Origin of the sequence: Streptomyces sp. NPDC047880, assembly GCF_040706515.1 — a bacterium.
GTDB lineage: Bacteria > Actinomycetota > Actinomycetes > Streptomycetales > Streptomycetaceae > Streptomyces.
This window is the reverse complement of sequence record NZ_JBEZOK010000030.1, coordinates 34,218-51,554: the sequence shown is the minus strand read 5'-3', so window position 1 is coordinate 51,554 and position 17,337 is coordinate 34,218. Positions and strand designations below refer to the sequence as shown.

Here is a 17,337-nt window from a genome sequence, read left to right as displayed (position 1 = left end):
CAGGCTCAGGCCGGCGCAGCGCCGAGGGAACGTTCCGGCCGGTCGGGGAGGTGTGACCCGGGTGGGGCCCGCGCGCTCAGTAGACAACGGCTTTCGGTCGATCCGCAGCCAGCGGATCCCAGGTCGGCCCGAAGGGCGCCGGGCCCCCATCCGCCGCACGTCCGCCCCCGGGGTGCGCGCTGTTACCCCCGTCTTTCGGATTCGGCACCACGATTCGAACGTCCTGTCACGTCATCGCAGGCCGGGCCCACTATGGTGGACCCCTGCGTATGAACATGAAGGGGCAGCAGTGAACGACGGCGACGGAACCCTCGCGGGAGAAGCCCAGGTGAGGAAGTTCGGCCCGCTCGGCACGGCCTTGGTGATCATCCCGACCTACAACGAGGCGGAGAACATCAAGAGCATCGTCGGCCGGGTACGCAAGGCCGTCCCCGAGGTGCACGTACTCGTGGCCGACGACAACAGCCCGGACGGCACGGGCAAGCTGGCCGACGAACTGGCCGTCGAGGACGACCAGGTCCACGTGCTGCACCGCAAGGGCAAGGAAGGCCTGGGCGCCGCCTACCTCGCGGGCTTCCGCTGGGGCCTCGAGCGCGACTACGGCGTGCTGATCGAGATGGACGCCGACGGCTCCCACCAGCCCGAGGAACTGCCCCGTCTGCTCACCGCCCTCAAGAGTGCCGACCTGGTGCTGGGCTCCCGCTGGGTGCCGGGCGGCCGGGTGGTGAACTGGCCGAAGTCCCGCGAGGTGATCTCCCGGGGCGGCAGCCTCTACAGCCGGCTGGCGCTCGATCTGCCGCTGCGCGACATCACCGGCGGCTACCGCGCCTTCCGCCGCGAGACCCTGGAGGGGCTCGGCCTCGACGAGGTCGCCTCCCAGGGCTACTGCTTCCAGGTCGACCTGGCCCGCCGCGCGGTCAGGGCCGGCTACCACGTGATCGAGGTGCCCATCACGTTCGTCGAGCGCGAACTCGGCGATTCCAAGATGAGCCGGGACATCCTCGTCGAGGCGCTGTGGCGCGTCACGGCGTGGGGCGTGGGGGAGCGGGTCGGCAAGGTCACGGGACGCGGCGGCAAGTCCTCGACGGCGTGAGCGCGCGCCGCTCACGGGGCGGCCGCTCACAGAAACAGCTGATGGCGGCCTTATCCCGCGCTGAGCCTGGGCCAGGCACACTGGAGGCATGACGACTGGCGCCCAGACCCCGCTGCCTCCTGCCCCGCCCAAGCGCTCCCGGCTGCGTACGTTCCTGCCGCTGGGCGTCGCAGCGTGGCTCGTGCTGGAGATCTGGCTGCTCACGCTGGTCGCGGGGGCGACCAGCGGGCTGGTGGTCCTCCTCGTCCTGCTGGCGGGTCTCGTCCTCGGCGCGGTCGTCATCAAGCGCGCCGGACGACGGGCCTTCCGTAAGCTCTCCGAGGCGCTGCAACAGCAGCAGAGTGGCGTGATGCCCGAAGCGGCCAGGCCCGAGAGCGAGGGCAACGGCCTGATGATGCTGGGCGGCCTGCTGCTGATGATCCCGGGTCTGGCGTCGGACGCGGTGGGCCTGCTCCTGCTGCTGCCGCCGGTCCAGAAGATCGTGAGCCGCTCGGCGGAGCGCACGTTCGAGCGCAAACTCCGGGAGGCCGGCGCGGGCTCCCTCGGCGGTGCCTTCCAGCAGGCCCGCATCCACCGGCCCGACGGCAAGGTCGTCCAGGGCGAGGTCATCAAGGACGAGCCGGGCGACACTCCCCAGCCACCGCGCCCGCCACTGACGCACTGAGCCGTTCCTGTCTGCGCGCACCGCGCGCCGGACGCACCGAAGACCGCGGGCGCCGTACTTCTCGTACGGCGCCCGCGGTCTTCTGATGCGCTGTTGTTCGGGCCAGGCCCTGGCAGGACTATGCCGACTTGCGGCTGTCACGGGGATGAACAGCGATGTTCATCGCGCCGGAACGCAGCACCGCCAGGCGCTCCTCGAGGACCTCTTCGAGTTCCTCACGGGTGCGCCGCTCCATCAGCATGTCCCAATGCGTACGCGCGGGCTTGCCCTTCTTCTCTTCAGGGACATCGCCGTCCACGAGGAGTGCCTGGGCCCCACAGACCTTGCACTCCCACTCCGGCGGGATCTCCGCCTCGACCGAGAAGGGCATCTCGAACCGGTGCCCCTTCTCGCATGCGTACTCCACGGCCTGGCGCGGGGCCAGGTCGATGCCGCGGTCCGTCTCGTAGCTGGTCACCACGAGGCGCGTGCCGCGAAGAGCTCGCTCACTCATGAATCGTGCCTCCCGGGCTTGTCGCCCACAGGACAGGTGTCGCTGTCGTCGTCATCCGGTCAACGTCCGGTCGGCGGTAAAGATTCCCGTTCCGAGTCCCGTTCCGGGTCATGCGTCGCCGTCGTAGCCGCCCTTGTTGTACCCACCAGCGCCCGGTTTGTCACATCTGATAACAGATCTAACCCAGCGTTTCGGCATCTTTGACGCGCAGTAACGGTACGCCTGGCAGGCCAAACGCGTACACTACAGCCCTTTCGCTCCGAGTGCTAAATCCTGTCAGGAACCGGATTCCCCGCTTCGCCGATCGCACGCCGCACCGGAACCCGGGCGAGCAGGGCGAATCCGAGCACGAAGAACGCCACCAGCGAGACGATCGCGTCCCGGTAGCTCCCCGTCAGCTGGTAGGTCACCCCGAACAGCAGCGGCCCCAGCCAGCTCATCCCGCGGTCGCTCATCTCGTACGCCGAGAAGTATTCGGCCTCCTTGCCCGGCGGGACGAGATGGGAGAAGAGGGACCTGGACAGTGCCTGGCTGCCGCCGAGGACCAGGCCGATCCCGGCGGCCAGGACGAAGAACCACACCGGTGCCCCGGCCGGCAGGAAGTACCCGGCCGCCAGCGTCGCCGTCCACGCGACGAGCGACCCCAGGATCGTGCGCTTGGCCCCGTACGTCCGGGCCAGCCGGCCCATGGCCAGCGCGCCCGCCACCGCCAGCACCTGCACCAGCAGGACGGCGCCGATGAGGGGGGACTGGCCGAGGCCGAGCTCCTCGGAGCCGTAGACCGAGGCCTGGGAGATCACCGTCTGGATGCCGTCGTTGTAGACGAGGTACGCGAGCAGGAAGGCCAGCGTCAGCGGATGGCGGCGCATGTCGCGGACGGTCGCCGCCAGCTGCCGGAAGCCGGGAAGGGCCGCTTCCCGGCCGGCGGGCCGGCGATCGCGCAGCCGCCGCAGCGGGATGAGGGCGAACGCGCCCCACCACAGACCGGCCGACGCCAGGCAGATGCGCACCGCCGCGCTCTCGGAGAGGCCGAAGCGGTCGTGCCCGGTGTAGAGGACCAGGTTCGCCACGAGGACCAGCGCGCCCGCCGCGTAGCCGAAGGCCCAGCCGCGGGAGGACACCGCGTCCCGCTGGTCGGGCGGGGCGATCTGCGGCAGGTAGGAGTTGTAGAGCATCATCGCCACGGACTGCGCGGCGTTGGCGACGACCAGCAGGGCCCCGCCCAGCAGATAGCGGTCGCCGTCCAGGAAGAACATGGCCGCCGTGGCCGTGGCGCCGGTGTAGGCGGCGGCCGCGAGGAGGGGCTTCTTGCGGCCGGTGCGGTCGGCGGCGGCGCCCACCAGGGGCATCACCAGCACGGCCACGATCACCGACAGGGACACCGAGTAGGCGAAGAAGGACCCGGCGCGCACCGGGATGCCCAGGGGGTGGACGTACCCGTCCGGGTCCGCGGCCGCCTTGGCGACCGAGGTCAGATAGGGGCCGAGGAACACGGTGAGCACGCTCGTCGAGTAGACGGAGCAGGCCCAGTCGTAGAAGTACCAGCCGCGCTGTTCGCGTCTCAGTTCCGCGGCCCCGTCGGCCGGTGGTGTCCGCACGGTGTCGTTGCCCACCCGTGCCCTCGCTTCCCCGTGAGCGCGCGGAGGCGACGTGCCCGGCGTCTAGGGGACCCAGACGCCGCGGTCCTCCATGACCTTGCGCAGTGTGCCGATGTGATCGGTCATGATGCCATCCACGCCCAGGTCGAGGAGCCGGTGCATGGTCTCGGCGTCGTTGACGGTCCACACGTGCACCTGGAGCCCGCGCGCGCGGGCGGCGTGCAGGAAGCTCCGGTCCACGACCTGGATGCCGGACTGGACCTCGGGCACCTGCGCGGCCACCGCGGAGCGGCGCACCGCCGCCGGCAGTCCCCAGGAGCGCAGCCGCAGGTTGAGCACGCCCCGCGTGCCGTACGACGTGGCCAGGCGCGGGCCCGCCAGCCGCTGGGCGCGCACCACCCGCGCCTCGGAGAACGACCCGAGGCAGATCCGGTCCCAGGAGTTCGTCCGCCCGACCAGGTCCAGGAAGGGCAGCAGGGCCGCCTCCGCCTTGACGTCCACATTCCAGCGCACGTCGGGAAAGGTCTCCAGGAGTTCCTCGAAGAGGGGGAGCGGCTCCTCGCCCGCCACGCGGGCCTGCCGTACGTCGCGCCACGGAAGCTCGGCGATGCGGCCCGCGCCATCCGTCACCCGGTCCAGAGTCGCGTCGTGGAACGCGACGAGCCTGCCGTCCCGGGTGGTGTGGACGTCGGTCTCGATGTACCGGTAACCCGCCTCGACGGCACGCCGGAACTGCCGCGTCGTGTTCTCCAGGCCGTCCGCGGCCCCTCCCCGGTGGGCGAAGGCGATCGGGCCGGGATGGTCGAGGTAGGGATGGCGTATCCGCGGGGTCACAGACGCAGTATCGCCCCTCGGGGTTGACCGGCGGCAACGGCCCTGCTGCCGCCGGATGCCGCGGGGACGGCGAACAGGCGCAGGAAGAACTGGGCGAGCGGGCCGATCGCCAGGGCGTACAGCAGGGTGCCGATCCCGACGGTGCCGCCGAGGGTGAAGCCGGTCGCCACGACCGTGAGCTCGATGCCCGTGCGGACCAGGCGGATCGAGACGCCCGTGAGCCGGTGCAGCCCCGTCATGATGCCGTCGCGCGGGCCCGGCCCGAAGCGGGCCGCGATGTACAGGCCGGTCGCCGCCCCGTTCAGGACGATCCCCGACACCATCAGCGTGATGCGCGACGTCACGCCGTGCGCGTCGGGCACCAGGGCCAGCGTCGCGTCCATCGCCATGCCGATGACGAGCACGTTGGAGACCGTGCCCAGGCCCGGCCGCTGACGCAGCGGGATCCAGGCAAGCAGCACCAGGGCGCCCACCAGGGTGAGGACGACGCCGATCGACAGGCCGGTCAGCTCGGCGAGACCCTGGTGCAGCACGTTCCACGGCTCCAGCCCGAGCCCCGACCGGACGAGCAGTGCCGAGCTCGCCCCGTACAGCGCGAGACCGGCGTAGAGCTGGACGAGCCGCCGGGCGAGACCCTCGCGCGTGGACATGATGGTGCCCCCCTGTGGTGGTAGTGGACTGATGCATGACACCCTGTGGCTTGGATGGAGAGGCCATCCATGGCCAATCCGGGGAAGGTGGACTGATTTCGATGGCTGAATGGACCTCGGCCGTGGGTGCGGCGCAGCTCGCCCGGCTCCTCAGCTCCCAGCAGGACCGTTCGGCGGGACCCGGCACGCGCCGCCCGCCGGCCTACCGCGCGCTCGCCGACGGCATCCGCCTGCTGGTGCTCGAGGGGCGCGTCCCCGTGGCCGCCCGGCTGCCCGCCGAACGCGAACTCGCCCTCTCCCTGTCCGTCAGCCGTACCACCGTCGCCGCGGCGTACGAGGCGCTGCGCAGCGAGGGATTCCTGGAGTCCCGGCGCGGTGCGGGGAGCTGGACCGCCGTTCCTGCCGGGAACCCGCTGCCCGCGCGCGGGCTGGAACCGCTGCCGCCGGAGGCCCTCGGCTCCTTGATCGACCTCGGCTGCGCCGCACTCCCCGCCCCCGAGCCCTGGCTCACCCGGGCCGTCCAGGGCGCCCTGGAGGAACTTCCGCCCTACGCGCACACGCACGGCGACTATCCCGCCGGGCTGCCCGCGCTGCGGGCCATGATCGCCGAGCGTTACACCGCCCGCGGGATCCCGACCATGCCCGAGCAGATCATGGTGACGACCGGAGCGATGGGCGCCATCGACGCCATCTGCCACCTGTTCGCCGGGCGCGGGGAGCGCATCGCCGTCGAGTCGCCCTCCTACGCCAACATCCTCCAGTTGATGCGGGAGGCCGGGGCGCGGCTGGTGCCCGTCGCCATGGCCGAGGGGCTCACCGGGTGGGACATGGACCGCTGGCGGCAGGTCCTGCGGGACGCCGCTCCGCGCATCGCGTACGTCGTCGCCGACTTCCACAACCCGACCGGGGCGCTCGCGGACGAGGATCAGCGCCGACGGCTGGTGGACGCGGCGCGGTCCGCGGGCACCGTGCTGATCGCCGACGAGACGATGAGCGAGCTGTGGCTCGACCCGGAGGTACGGATGCCGCGGCCGGTGTGTGCCTTCGACCCGGCCGGGTCGACGGTGATCACGGTGGGGTCGGCGAGCAAGGCCTTCTGGGCCGGGATGCGCATCGGGTGGGTGCGGGCCGCGCCGGACGTCATCCGCAGTCTGGTCGCCGCCCGCGCGTACGCCGATCTAGGCACGCCGGTGCTGGAGCAGCTGGCGGTGCACTGGTTGTTCGGGACCGGGGGCTGGGAGCAGGCCGTGGAGGTGCGCCGGGAGCAGGCGCGGGCGAACCGGGACGAGCTGGTGGCCGCGGTGCGGCGGGAGCTGCCCGCGTGGGAGTTCGAGGTGCCCCGGGGCGGGCTGACGCTCTGGGTGCGGACCGGGGGTCTGTCCGGGTCGCGGCTGGCCGAGGCCGGGGAGCGCGTGGGCGTGCGGGTGCCGTCCGGGCCGCGGTTCGGGGTCGACGGGGCGTTCGAGGGATATGTGCGGCTGCCGTTCACCGTGGGCGGGGCGGTGGCCGAGGAGGCGGCCGTGCGACTGGCAGCGGCGGCGGGACTCGTGGAGAGCGGCGCGGTGGGGAGCGCGGAGGCGCCGCGTACGTTCGTGGCGTAGGGCACCGGGTGCGGACGGTGCCGCCGAGGGCTGTGCGCCCCCGGCGGCACGTAGGCCGCGGCTACGTCTCCTTGGCCAGAGCCGGCACGTGGTCCGGTGCGGGCTTCGCGGTCAGGGCGGGGGCCGGGTGCGGCGTGGCTTCTTCGGCTGGGTCCGGCACGTGGTCCGGTGCGGGCTTCGCGGTCAGGGCGGGGGCCGGGTGCGGCGTGGCTTCTTCGGCTGGGTCCGGCACATGGTCCGGTGCGGGCTCCTCGGCCAGGACCTGCACGGCCTCCGTCTTCTGCGGTTCCGCCGGCACCTGCTCCGGTTCCGCTTCCGTCGACGCCGGTTCCGCCTCGCCCTCCGACCAGTCCTGCTCCTGCTCCGGGATCGTCTCCCCGTCCGCCGGGTCCGTGCGCGGCGGGAGGAGGGCCAGAACCGTCTCGCAGAGGGCGTCGGGTGTGGCGTCGTCGTAGGGGTTCGGCGTGGCCGGGACCTGGAGGCGGTGGACCGGGCCCGTGCCCAGGCGGGCGTAGCCGCGGCCTGGCGGGAGCTCGTCGATCAAAGTGGTGGGCGGGAGCGCGCCCAGGACCGATTCGAGCTGGTCGGCCGTGGCCGGGCCCAGGACCACGCGGGCGCGGGTGTGCTGGCGTACCGGATCGCTGAGGGCGTCCACGCTGTCCAGCTGGTCGGCCACGACCACCGTCACGTTCGCGGGGCGGCCGTGCCGGAGGGGGACCTGAAGGAGGGACTGCGGGTCCTTGCGGCCGTCCGCGGCGGCCAGGTGCGTGAAGGCCGTCGGGCGGTCGAGGAGGATCCACAGGGGGCGCTTGGTGTCGGCGGGCGGCGGGTCGCCGGCCTGGTGGGCGCGGTTGGCGGCGATCAGGCGGCGCTCGGTCTCGGTCGCGGCCCACTCCAGACTGGCCGTGACCCCGGCCAGCCCGGCCTCGACCGCCAGAACGCCGTCCCGGCCGGTCAGGCAGGCGTACTCGCCGGTGCCGCCGCCGTCGACGATCACCACGTCGCCGTGCTGCAGGGCCTGAAGGGCGATGGACCGCAGCAGCGTGGAGGTGCCGCTGCCCGGCTGGCCGAGCGCGAGCAGGTGCGGCTCGGTGGAGCGCAGGCCCGTGCGCCAGACGACCGGCGGCACGTCTCGCTGCTGCTCCCCGTGGGTGACGGGGAGCGTGCGGTGGACCCGGGTGGGGTCGGTGAAGCCCAGCACCGTCTCGCCGGGGGTGGTGACGAAACGCTGAGCGGCGATGTCGACGGGGAGCGGCAGCAGCACACCGACCGTCAACTGGTTGCCCTCCTCGTCCCACGTGAAGTGGTATTCACGGCCCCGGCCCGACTTGGCCGCGAGGAGGTGCTCGATCCGGGCGCGGGCCTCGGCCTCGCCGTCGGTGAAGTACGCCGGGTAGCGCACCACCAGCTGCGCGATCCGCCCGCCGCCGTCGAAGGCGTAGGTGGGGAAGGCTTTGTCCCACGCGCCGCCGTGGGAGTACAGCGGCTCGGGGTCCTCGGCGGCGGAGAAGTACGGCACGAGCGCCTCGTACAGCGACTTGAGCCGCTGGGTCTGCGACTCGTCGGGCCCGTCCGGCGCCGCCGTGGAGCGGTCCCGGCCCTGCCAGGCCGCCGCCGCCATCAGGGTGATGGCGGCGAGCAGCGGTCCGTACGGCACCAGTGCCACGACCAGGATCACGGAGGCCACCAGGAAAAGCAGCGCCCCCCGTCGCTCCTTGGGAGTCTCGGTCCATCTGCGCCGCCCGGCCGCTGCCAGCCGGCGCAGACCCCGCATGATCGTGATCAGCGGGTGGAGGACGTCGGTGGCGCTGTCGGCGGCCGTGCGGGCCAGCTCCCGGCTCCGGGCGAGCTGCGCGCTGCCGTTGCTCAGAATGCGGGGGAGGGGGCGCCGGGCCACTACTGCCTCCAGTGAGTGCGTACGGGCGGGATGCGTACGGGGAGCGGGGGCGTCAGAACTTGATCCCGCCGAGCAGGCTCGCCAGGCTCTCGCCGCCCGCCTTGATGCTCGGGGCGATGGCCGTACTGGCCAGGTAGAAGCCGAACAGCATGGCGACCACGGCATGCGACGCCTTCAGTCCGTCCTTGCGGAAGAAGATGAAGACGACGATGCCGAGCAGGACCACACCTGAGATGGAGAGGATCATTTGAGTTCTCCTGGTTCGCGGGGACAGTCACCATGAGTACTTCCAGGCTCACAGGATGTATCCATACGATAAAAGGTGCAACTGGGTGAAATTCTGACTATTTCCCCCGAGTGGCGGAGTGGCCCCGGGTCCGGCCGGGCCGGCCTGCTGCGCTTGTCCGGGTCTGTGCTGATCTTTACCTCGGGCACATCGGGTCATGTGCCGCGCGAGCCAGTACCCTGGCGATTCACTCGTACGGCTGCGCCCCTCGCAGGCGTACGCACCGAAGGCGATGCGTAGTGGAGAGGCGGTCCGCCCGATGACCGAAGTCCCCGACCCCGAGGTCGTGGAGCTGGCGACCAAGATCTTCGATCTGGCCCGGCGGGGACAGACCGAGCCGCTCGTCGCGTATGTCGACGCGGGCGTTCCGGCCAACCTCACCAACGACCGCGGCGACTCGCTCGTGATGCTCGCCGCCTACCACGGCCACTCCGGCGCGGTGCGCGCGCTGCTGGAGCGCGGCGCCGAGGCCGACCGTGTGAACGACCGAGGCCAGACCCCGCTCGCCGGGGCCGTCTTCAAGGGCGAGACGGATGTGATCAAGGTCCTCCTGGAGGGCGGCGCCGACCCGTCCGCGGGCACGCCCTCGGCGCTCGACACCGCCCGGATGTTCGGCCGGACGGAACTGCTCGAACTGTTCGGCGAGCACTGAGCCGACCGGTCTGACCTGGAACGACAACGAAAACGGGGGAGGCGGTAAAGGGCCGCCGAAATTTCGGTCGCGGCAGACGGAAGTGCCGAGTCATCATGACGACGTGGTTCACGGACGTGATGGTTGGGCAGGTTTTGCCGCACCGCGCGGGCCGTGACGCGGTCCGCAAGGGCCACCGACGAGAGGCAGAGGAAGATGGTCTACAGCAAGCAGGAAACGGCGGGCACTCCGACGTGTTGTCACGCGGCCAGGTAGTACACGTCCCCGGTTGCGTCGACGCTTGATGTGAGGCTGTTTCCCATGTTCGATCCGGTCATAGCGCCCAGCGGTACGCTGCTCGGCCTGCTTCAGCGGGGCCGCGGTGACGGCACGCTGCACGCGCTCACCGCCCCGCGCCCCGAAGCGCTCGCGGCGTTGAACCACTGTGTGCTGCGCGATCCCCGCCACGACTGGCAGGTGGAGAACCGCTCCCTCTACTACGCCCGCCTCTACCTCGACCTGAACGGCGAGCTGGACGAGGTCGAGGCCCATCTCTTCTGTGCCGAGGACGTACTCGACGGCGACGAGTCACGCACCGGGCTCGCCCTCGCCGTCCTCGGGCACCTCGCCTCCTACGGCAGGCGGGACGCGCTCGAGCTGCTGCGCAGGTACGCCGCCCAAGGCTCCAACTGGGCCTGGGCCCTCGACGAGCTCGCCCTCAGAGACGACGACGCGGGGCTGCGCGCGCTCGCCGCGCCCGTCCTCGCCCGGTTCCCGGCCGGCCCGGAGGGCGACGCCGAGCTGGCCGCCACCGTCCGGGACGCCTTCGAGCCCCGTCCGTGGCGGCTGTGGGCGGAGGATCCGCGCGCATCCGTCGCCGTACGTGTGCGTGCCGCGCACGAGACGGGTTGTTTCGACCGCTGGCAGCGACAGATGCGACCCTCCGGACCCCGCCCGGGCTGGAGCGTGCAAGCCGTCTTCGCGTGGGCCCAGCAGGGCATCGAGCGCGGAGCCGCCCTCCATGTGCCGGCCGCCCGCTGTCTCAGCGCCGTGGCGGGGCCCGAGGACCGGGCCGAGATCGTGCAGGCGGCGAAGGAGGGCACCGACGGTGCACGGTGCACGGCTCTGCGGTACCTCGCCGACGGCAACGATCCCGAGGCCCTCGACCTGATCGAGGGCGCCGTGGCCGACGGCTCGGCCCTCGTCGTGGACGCTGCCGTCGACGCCTTCGAGCGGATGCGCTCCCTGGCAGCCGTGGACCGGGCGCGCGGCTGGGCCCGGCGCCCGGATCCGCTGGGCGCCGCCGCCGGGCGCGTGCTCGCCTGCCGGGGCGGGGTCCAGGACCGTGACCTGGTCCTCGCGGCGCTACGGGAGGCCGTACGGGGCGAAGGTCCCGACGCGCCGGCCCTGTGGACCCTGGTGGACGGCACCGGCCGGCTGGGGATCGCCTGCGCCGCACCCGTGCTGCGCCACATCTACCGCGAGACCGCCTCCTCCCATCTGCGCGGCCGGGCCGCCCGGGCCCTCGCCGCCACCGACCCCTCCTTCGCCACCGGCTTCGCCGTCGAGTGCCTGTGGGACTGCGAGGAGACCACCCGCGAGATCGCCGCCCGGCACGCCGAGACCGGAGACACCCGCGTCGTCGAGCGACTGCGCCGACTCGCCTCCGACCCGGCCGAGGAGGCCGAGGTCCAGACGGCCGTACGCAGCCGCATCGGTCCCGAGGGGACCGCTGTGTGACCCCCTCCCGATGAGGATGCCGGGGCGGATGCGCGCCTCCAGGGTGAACTGCGAATGACCCGCGGGTCAGGAGGGCATGGACACCCCCTGACCTGCTGGGGTGCGCATCGGAACGCTCATGGGACGTTCCTCGGCCGGAAAGATCCACGTTGACGCGGCCACGTCCGGCACGGCGACAACACCGGTATGCGCGTCGTCATCGTGACCGAATCCTTTCCCCCCGACGTGAACGGCGTGGCCCACTGCGCGCTCCAGACCGCCCGGCACCTCGCCGCGCGCGGCCACGCCCCCGTCGTCGTCGCCCCGGCCCCCGCACCCGGGCACCAGCCCGACTCCTGTGCGCCGTGCCCCGTCGTCCACGTCCCGTCCCTTCCGCTCCCCGGCTACCCCCAGGTCCGTGTCGCCCTCCCCAGCCGCCGCCTGGCCGCCACCCTCGTCGAGCACCGTGCCGACGTGGTCCACCTCGCCAGCCCCTTCGTCCTCGGCGTACGCGGTATGGCCGCCGCCGCCCGCCTCGGCATCCCCGCCGTCGCCGTCTACCAGACCGACCTGGCCGGCTACGCCCGCACCTACATGGGCGCCGGAGAGGCCGCCGCCTGGCGGCGCATCCGCTCCGTCCACGGCGCCGCCGACCTCACCCTCGCCCCGTCCAGCGCCGCCCTGCGCGACCTGGAGACCCACGGGGTGCCCCGGGTCGAGCTGTGGCCGCGCGGCGTGGACACCGAGCGTTTCCGGCCGGACCGGCGCGACGAGGCACTGCGCCGCGAACTCGCCCCGAACGGCGAGCTGATCGTCGGATACGTCGGCCGGCTCGCTCCCGAGAAGCAGGTCGAACTCCTCGCCGGCGTCTGCGGCCTGGAGGGCGTCCGGGTCGTGATCGTCGGTGACGGCCCCAGCCGTCCCGGCCTGGAACAGGCCCTGCCCGGCGCCGTCCTCCTCGGCCGGCGCACCGGTGACGACCTCGCCCGGCTCTTCGCCTCGTTCGACGTCTTCGCGCACACGGGCCCCTTCGAGACCTTCTGCCAGACGGTCCAGGAGGCCATGGCCAGCGGCCTGCCGGTGGTGGCGCCCGCCACGGGCGGACCGCTGGACCTGGTCGCCCACGGGCACACCGGCCTGCTCGTGCCGCCGTGTGACGCGACCGCCGTCCGGGACGCGGTGCGGTCGCTGGCCGCCGACCCCGGGCTGCGGGCCGCCTTCGGCGCCGCCGGACGCGTCACCGTCGAGGGCCGTACCTGGGCGGCCGTCGGCGACCGGCTGATCGGCCACTACACGAAGGTGCTCACCGGGCGCCGGACGGCGGTGGCGGCATGAGCGGCTCCCGGCCCGGCAGCGGCCGTCAGTCGCTGCGGATCGTCCGGCTCGCCAACTTCGTCGCCCCCTCGTCCGGCGGACTGCGCACCGCTCTGCGCGAACTCGGCAAGGGCTTCAAGGGCGCCGGACACGAGCCCGTCCTCGTCGTACCCGGCGAGCGCGGGAGCGACCACGACACCGAGCAGGGGCGGGTGATCACCCTCCCCGGGCCGCTGCTGCCCGGCACCGGCGGGTACCGCGTCCTCGCCGACAGGAGGCGGGTGGCCCGGCTCCTGGAGGAGCTCGCGCCGGACCGGCTGGAGGTGTCCGACCGTACGACCCTGAGGTGGACCGGCAGGTGGGCGCGGCGTGCCCGGGTCCCGTCCGTGATGGTCTCCCACGAGACGGCCGACGGGGTGCTGCGCACCTGGGGAGTGCCCGAGGGAGCCGCCCGTCGCGCCGCCGACGCCCTCAACGTCCGTACGGCCCGCACCTACTCGCGCGTGGTGTGCACCACCGAGTTCGCCGAGCGGGAGTTCGTGCGGATCGGGGCCCGCAACGTCGTCCGTGCACCGCTCGGCGTCGACCTGGTGCAGCGGCACCCGGCGCTGCGCGACGCCGAGGTGCGGGCCCGGCACGCGCGTGGGGACGAGACGCTGCTCGTGATGTGCTCGCGCTTGTCCGTGGAGAAGCGCCCCGGTACGGCGCTGGACGCCCTGGAGACGCTGCGGCGGCGCGGGCGGCGGGCCGTGCTGGTCGTGGCCGGGGACGGTCCGCTGCGCGGCCGGCTCGAACAGCGTGCGCGCGACAGCGCCCTGCCGGTCACCTTCCTCGGGCACGTCTGCGACCGCGGGCTGCTCGGCGCGCTCCAGGCGTCCGCCGACGTGGCCCTGGCACCGGGGCCCGCCGAGACCTTCGGCCTCGCCGCGCTGGAGGCCATGGCCTGTGGCACGCCCGTGGTGGCGAGCGCGTCGTCCGCGCTGTCGGAGGTGATCGGCTCCGCCGGGGCCGTCGCCGCGGACCACGGGGAGGCCTTCGCGGACGCCGTGGACCAGCTGCTGGAACGCCTGGAGGCGGACCGGCGCGAGGCGGCACGCGCGCGTGCGGAGTGCTTCGGCTGGGACGCGGCGGTCGACGCGTTCCTCACCGCGCACGACGCGGCCGTCCCGGTGCGCCCGGTCCGGCCGTTCCCGCGCGGGGGTGTGGCATGAGACGCCGGCGGTTCGAGGAGCCTTCGCGGTTCGAGGGATCCCCCCGGTTCGGGGCGCCGCTGCGGTTCGTGGCCCTCGGGGACTCGCTCACCGAGGGTGTGGGGGACCCCAGAGGGGACGGGTCGTGGCGCGGCTGGGCGGCGCTGCTCGCGGACGGGCTCGCCGAGGAGCCGGTCGCGTTCACCAACCTCGCGATGAGCGGCGCACAGACCAGGGACGTGCTGGAGCGGCAGCTGCCCGCCGCGCTGGAGCCGCGGCCCGACCTCGTGTCCGTCGTCGTCGGCGTCAACGACACCCTGCGCTGCACCTTCGACATCCGGGCCGTGGCCGCCCGCCTCGACCAGGTGTACGCGGCCTGCACCGTGCAGCGGGCGGTCCTGCTCACCGCGTGCCTGCCCGGCCCGGGCACGATGCTCGGCCTGCCGGGGGCCCTCGCCCACCCGCTGGCCCGGCGGCAACGGGCCGTGAACACGGTGGTGCACGCCCTGTCCGAGCGGTACGGGGCGCTGCACCTGCACACGTGCGAGGGCGACTGGACCACCGACCGTGCCCTGTGGAGCGCGGACCGGCTGCACCCCGGAGAACGCGGGCACCGGCAACTCGCCCTGCGCTTCCACACGCTGCTCGCCGAGCACGGCCTCGCCACGGGGCCCGCGCCCTCGCCCGAGCCCGAGTTCCCCGGCCCGACCACCTCGGCGAGCCTGTGGTGGCTTGCCACGGCCGGCACCGGGTGGGTGGCGCGTCGCTGCACCGACCTGCTGCCCCAGCTCCTGACCCTGGCCGCCGACGAACTCCGGCACCGCGCCCGGGGCACGAGCGCCCGGCTCGACCTGAGGGCCGCGGCCGCCGTGTCCGCCGCGCTCGCCGCCCTGTCGGTGACGGAGCAGCGGGACGCGGCCTGAGCCGGGCGCCTGGCACTTCCGCAAGCTCTTCGAGCAGGGGCCCCACTCGCCGCACCGGGCGAAGCCCCGAGTCCAGTACGAGGGTCTCCGCCCGGCACGCCGGGAGCACGCACCAGACGCCGCGCGGCCCGCCTTCCGGGCGGACGACGGGACTGTGCGGACACGACCTGGGACCGGTCGTCCGGACAGATGCGGACGACGGGCCTAGCGGCGGCGTACCGCCACGAAGCGGACCGGTGTGCCGGGGACCGCCTGGGCGGCGGCCGGGAGGTCGGTCGCGCGGACCACGGCGATCACCGGGTAGCCACCGGTGGTCGGATGGTCGGCGAGGAACACCACCGGCCTGCCGTCCGGCGGGACCTGTACGGCGCCCAGCACCATGCCCTCGCTGGGCAGCTCGCCCGGCCGGGCCCGCTCCAGGGCGGGTCCTTCCGTGCGCAGCCCGATGCGGTTGCTCGCGGAGGACACCGAGAACGCCCGGGTGACGAAGGTGCGCACGGCCCCGGGGGTGAACCAGCCGTCCCGCGGGCCGAGTGTCACCCGGAGGACCAGCTCGGCCGGTGGCGCCGGCTGCGGGGCGACGTCCACGCGCGCGTGCCCGCCGGCCGGTCGCCCCAGAGGCAGCACCGTGCCGTCCGTGAGCGGGGGCGGACCGAGCCCCGACAGCAGGTCCGTGGACCGGCTGCCGAGCACGGGCTCGACCGCGACACCTCCGGAGACCCCCAGGTAGGCGCGTACGCCCGACACGGCAGGACCGACGTCCAGCAGCGCCCCCGCGGGCACGCGCACCGGAGCGCCCCAGGCGACGGGCCGTCCGTCCACCGTGACCCGGCAGGCCGCGCCCGCCACCGCCACCGTGACGGTCGAACGAGGGCGTACGGCACAGCCGTCGAGGGTCGTCTCCAGCACGGCAGCCCCGGGCGGATTGCCGACGAGCCGGTTGACGAGGTCCGCGGCGGGCCGGTCCAGGGCCCCGGAGCGGGGCACGCCGAGATGGGCGTGACCGGGGCGGCCCGAGTCCTGCACGGTCGTGAGGGCCCCGGCCCGGACGACGGCGAGCGCGCGGTCCGTCATGACCCTGCCTCGGGGACGAACCGCACGCGCGTGCCCGGCGACAGCAGCGCGGCCGGTACGCGCGCGTGGTCCCACAGCACCACGTCCGTCGTGCCGATCAACTGCCAGCCGCCCGGCGACGAGCGCGGGTACACGCCCGTGTACGGGCCCGCCAGGGCGAGCGACCCCGCCGGGACGGCAGTGCGCGGAGTGGCCCGGCGCGGGACGTCGTAGCGCGGTGGCAGACCGGTGAGGTAGCCGAAGCCGGGTGCGAAGCCGCAGAAGGCGACCCGGAATTCGGTGTCACCGTGGATGCGGGCGACCTCCTTCTGCGGCACGCCCCAGTGGGCGGCGACGTCGGCCAGGTCCGGGCCGTCGTACCGCACCGGGATCTCCACGACGTCACGCGCGCGTGGGGGAGCGGGCGGCAGGTCGGCGGCGGACAGTTCGGCGGCCAGCAGGGCCGGGGCGTCGAGGCCGTCGAGGAGCACCGTGCGGGCCGCGGGCACGATCTCGCGGGCCGCGAGCGATCCCTCCGCACGGCGCCGCAGCAGCTCCGCGTGCAGCGCCTGGGCCTCGTCGTCCGAGGAGACCTCGACGAGCAGGGCGTCCTCGCCGACGGGCAGTACGTTCATGCGAAGGCCTCCACCCGGACCCCCGAGGCCTCCAGCCGCTCGCGCACCCGGCGCGCCAGTTCCACCGCGCCCGGGGTGTCGCCGTGCAGGCACAGTGAACGCGCGCGGACCTCGACCCGCGTCCCCGAGCGGGAGACGACCTCGCCGGAACGGGCCAGGCCCAGGGAGCGTTCCACGACGGCGTCCGGGTCGGTGACGACGGCCCCCTCCAGGGCGCGCGGCACCAGGGTGCCCTCGTCGGTGTACGCCCGGTCCGCGAACGCCTCGGTGACGACCGGCAGTCCGGCCTTCCCGGCCAGCTCCAGCAGGCGCGAGCCGGGCAGTCCGAGGACGGGCAGCGCGGCGTCCGCCAGGAGCACGCCGTCGACGACCGCGGCGGCCTGGTCCTCGTCGCGCACGACCCGGTTGTAGAGCGCGCCGTGCGGTTTGACGTAGGCGACGCGGGCGCCGGCCGCGCGCGCGAAGACCTCCAACGCGCCGATCTGGTAGGCGACTTCCGCCGCCAGTTCGGTGGGCGGCACGTCCATGGCGCGCCGCCCGAACCCGGCCAGGTCCCGGTAGGACACCTGGGCGCCGATCCGGACCCCGCGCTCGGCCGCCAGCTCGCACACCCGGCGCATGGTGGCGGCGTCCCCGGCGTGGAAGCCGCATGCCACGTTGGCGCTGGTGACGACGGACAGCAGCTGTTCGTCGTCGGTGAGCCGCCAGCGGCCGAAGCCCTCGCCGAGGTCGGCGTTCAGGTCGATCGAGGTCATG

At 73.6% G+C, this 17,337-nt stretch carries 17 protein-coding genes; 8 read left to right on the top strand and 9 right to left on the bottom strand.

Going from position 1 to position 17,337, the window contains the following annotated elements; all coding sequences use genetic code 11:
- Window positions 1-289 precede the first annotated feature (289 nt).
- On the top strand, window positions 290-1,093 hold the full coding sequence (locus tag AB0937_RS33140) for a polyprenol monophosphomannose synthase (protein WP_366717043.1): 804 nt from the start codon (window positions 290-292) through the stop codon (window positions 1,091-1,093).
- Window positions 1,094-1,181: 88 nt separating this feature from the next.
- Complete coding sequence (gene fxsA, locus AB0937_RS33135) at window positions 1,182-1,757, top strand: FxsA family membrane protein (RefSeq protein ID WP_366717041.1); 576 nt, start codon at window positions 1,182-1,184, stop codon at window positions 1,755-1,757.
- Window positions 1,758-1,875: 118 nt separating this feature from the next.
- Here the strand turns inward: fxsA and AB0937_RS33130 are convergent, their stop codons facing one another.
- The 4 genes from AB0937_RS33130 to AB0937_RS33115 form a co-directional block, all read right to left on the bottom strand.
- Window positions 1,876-2,250 (bottom strand): RNA polymerase-binding protein RbpA, encoded by a 375-nt coding sequence (locus AB0937_RS33130; protein ID WP_030247095.1) that lies wholly within the window; start codon window positions 2,248-2,250, stop codon window positions 1,876-1,878.
- 266 nt (window positions 2,251-2,516) lie between these two features.
- Window positions 2,517-3,863, bottom strand: coding sequence for an MFS transporter (locus tag AB0937_RS33125; RefSeq protein WP_366717039.1), 1,347 nt, complete (start codon window positions 3,861-3,863; stop codon window positions 2,517-2,519).
- 48 nt (window positions 3,864-3,911) lie between these two features.
- Entirely contained in the window at window positions 3,912-4,682 is a 771-nt protein-coding gene (locus AB0937_RS33120) for a glycerophosphodiester phosphodiesterase (protein WP_366717037.1), read from the bottom strand.
- Complete coding sequence (locus tag AB0937_RS33115; RefSeq protein ID WP_366717035.1) at window positions 4,679-5,332, bottom strand: hypothetical protein; 654 nt, start codon at window positions 5,330-5,332, stop codon at window positions 4,679-4,681. The genes AB0937_RS33120 and AB0937_RS33115 overlap by 4 nt, the downstream gene beginning before the upstream one ends.
- Before the next feature lie 101 nt (window positions 5,333-5,433).
- Between AB0937_RS33115 and AB0937_RS33110 the strand changes: the two genes are divergently transcribed.
- Window positions 5,434-6,933: a PLP-dependent aminotransferase family protein gene (locus AB0937_RS33110; RefSeq protein ID WP_366717033.1), complete on the top strand. Its 1,500-nt coding sequence runs from the start codon at window positions 5,434-5,436 to the stop codon at window positions 6,931-6,933.
- Between the two features lie 61 nt (window positions 6,934-6,994).
- Here the strand turns inward: AB0937_RS33110 and AB0937_RS33105 are convergent, their stop codons facing one another.
- Both AB0937_RS33105 and AB0937_RS33100 read right to left on the bottom strand, forming a co-directional pair.
- Window positions 6,995-8,830: a hypothetical protein gene (locus tag AB0937_RS33105; RefSeq protein WP_366717031.1), complete on the bottom strand. Its 1,836-nt coding sequence runs from the start codon at window positions 8,828-8,830 to the stop codon at window positions 6,995-6,997.
- Window positions 8,831-8,882: 52 nt separating this feature from the next.
- Entirely contained in the window at window positions 8,883-9,077 is a 195-nt protein-coding gene (locus AB0937_RS33100; RefSeq protein WP_030843336.1) for a hypothetical protein, read from the bottom strand.
- 298 nt (window positions 9,078-9,375) lie between these two features.
- Between AB0937_RS33100 and AB0937_RS33095 the strand changes: the two genes are divergently transcribed.
- From AB0937_RS33095 to AB0937_RS33075, 5 genes are all read left to right on the top strand, one after another.
- Entirely contained in the window at window positions 9,376-9,768 is a 393-nt protein-coding gene (locus AB0937_RS33095) for an ankyrin repeat domain-containing protein (protein WP_366717028.1), read from the top strand.
- A gap of 300 nt (window positions 9,769-10,068) precedes the next feature.
- Complete coding sequence (locus AB0937_RS33090) at window positions 10,069-11,487, top strand: HEAT repeat domain-containing protein (RefSeq protein WP_366717026.1); 1,419 nt, start codon at window positions 10,069-10,071, stop codon at window positions 11,485-11,487.
- Window positions 11,488-11,673: 186 nt separating this feature from the next.
- Window positions 11,674-12,801, top strand: coding sequence for a glycosyltransferase family 1 protein (locus AB0937_RS33085; protein WP_366717024.1), 1,128 nt, complete (start codon window positions 11,674-11,676; stop codon window positions 12,799-12,801).
- A complete protein-coding gene (locus tag AB0937_RS33080; protein WP_366717022.1) occupies window positions 12,798-13,991 on the top strand; it encodes a glycosyltransferase in 1,194 nt (397 codons plus the stop codon). The genes AB0937_RS33085 and AB0937_RS33080 overlap by 4 nt, the downstream gene beginning before the upstream one ends.
- Window positions 13,988-14,893, top strand: coding sequence for an SGNH/GDSL hydrolase family protein (locus AB0937_RS33075; RefSeq protein WP_366717020.1), 906 nt, complete (start codon window positions 13,988-13,990; stop codon window positions 14,891-14,893). Before AB0937_RS33080 ends, AB0937_RS33075 begins: the two co-directional genes overlap by 4 nt.
- Before the next feature lie 204 nt (window positions 14,894-15,097).
- On the opposite strand, the gene AB0937_RS33070 is transcribed toward AB0937_RS33075, so the two are convergent.
- From AB0937_RS33070 to AB0937_RS33060, 3 genes are read right to left on the bottom strand one after another with little or no spacing between them, the layout of a single operon-like run.
- Window positions 15,098-15,967, bottom strand: a complete 870-nt coding sequence (locus AB0937_RS33070; protein WP_366717018.1) for a biotin-dependent carboxyltransferase family protein — start codon at window positions 15,965-15,967, stop codon at window positions 15,098-15,100.
- Window positions 15,964-16,581, bottom strand: coding sequence for an allophanate hydrolase subunit 1 (locus AB0937_RS33065; RefSeq protein ID WP_366717016.1), 618 nt, complete (start codon window positions 16,579-16,581; stop codon window positions 15,964-15,966). Before AB0937_RS33065 ends, AB0937_RS33070 begins: the two co-directional genes overlap by 4 nt.
- Window positions 16,578-17,336, bottom strand: coding sequence for a 5-oxoprolinase subunit PxpA (locus AB0937_RS33060; protein ID WP_366717014.1), 759 nt, complete (start codon window positions 17,334-17,336; stop codon window positions 16,578-16,580). The genes AB0937_RS33065 and AB0937_RS33060 overlap by 4 nt, the downstream gene beginning before the upstream one ends.
- Window position 17,337 lies beyond the last annotated feature (1 nt).

What these genes read in the sequence shown, in the direction of transcription:
- fxsA (WP_366717041.1), top strand. Translation starts at nt 1,182, where the DNA reads ATGACGACTGGCGCCCAGACCCCGCTGCCTCCTGCCCCGCCCAAGCGC.
- AB0937_RS33130 (WP_030247095.1), bottom strand. Translation starts at nt 2,250, where the DNA reads ATGAGTGAGCGAGCTCTTCGCGGCACGCGCCTCGTGGTGACCAGCTAC.
- AB0937_RS33115 (WP_366717035.1), bottom strand. Translation starts at nt 5,332, where the DNA reads ATGTCCACGCGCGAGGGTCTCGCCCGGCGGCTCGTCCAGCTCTACGCC.
- AB0937_RS33110 (WP_366717033.1), top strand. Translation starts at nt 5,434, where the DNA reads ATGGCTGAATGGACCTCGGCCGTGGGTGCGGCGCAGCTCGCCCGGCTC.
- AB0937_RS33100 (WP_030843336.1), bottom strand. Translation starts at nt 9,077, where the DNA reads ATGATCCTCTCCATCTCAGGTGTGGTCCTGCTCGGCATCGTCGTCTTC.
- AB0937_RS33095 (WP_366717028.1), top strand. Translation starts at nt 9,376, where the DNA reads ATGACCGAAGTCCCCGACCCCGAGGTCGTGGAGCTGGCGACCAAGATC.
- AB0937_RS33090 (WP_366717026.1), top strand. Translation starts at nt 10,069, where the DNA reads ATGTTCGATCCGGTCATAGCGCCCAGCGGTACGCTGCTCGGCCTGCTT.
- AB0937_RS33085 (WP_366717024.1), top strand. Translation starts at nt 11,674, where the DNA reads ATGCGCGTCGTCATCGTGACCGAATCCTTTCCCCCCGACGTGAACGGC.
- AB0937_RS33080 (WP_366717022.1), top strand. Translation starts at nt 12,798, where the DNA reads ATGAGCGGCTCCCGGCCCGGCAGCGGCCGTCAGTCGCTGCGGATCGTC.
- AB0937_RS33075 (WP_366717020.1), top strand. Translation starts at nt 13,988, where the DNA reads ATGAGACGCCGGCGGTTCGAGGAGCCTTCGCGGTTCGAGGGATCCCCC.
- AB0937_RS33070 (WP_366717018.1), bottom strand. Translation starts at nt 15,967, where the DNA reads ATGACGGACCGCGCGCTCGCCGTCGTCCGGGCCGGGGCCCTCACGACC.
- AB0937_RS33065 (WP_366717016.1), bottom strand. Translation starts at nt 16,581, where the DNA reads ATGAACGTACTGCCCGTCGGCGAGGACGCCCTGCTCGTCGAGGTCTCC.
- AB0937_RS33060 (WP_366717014.1), bottom strand. Translation starts at nt 17,336, where the DNA reads ATGACCTCGATCGACCTGAACGCCGACCTCGGCGAGGGCTTCGGCCGC.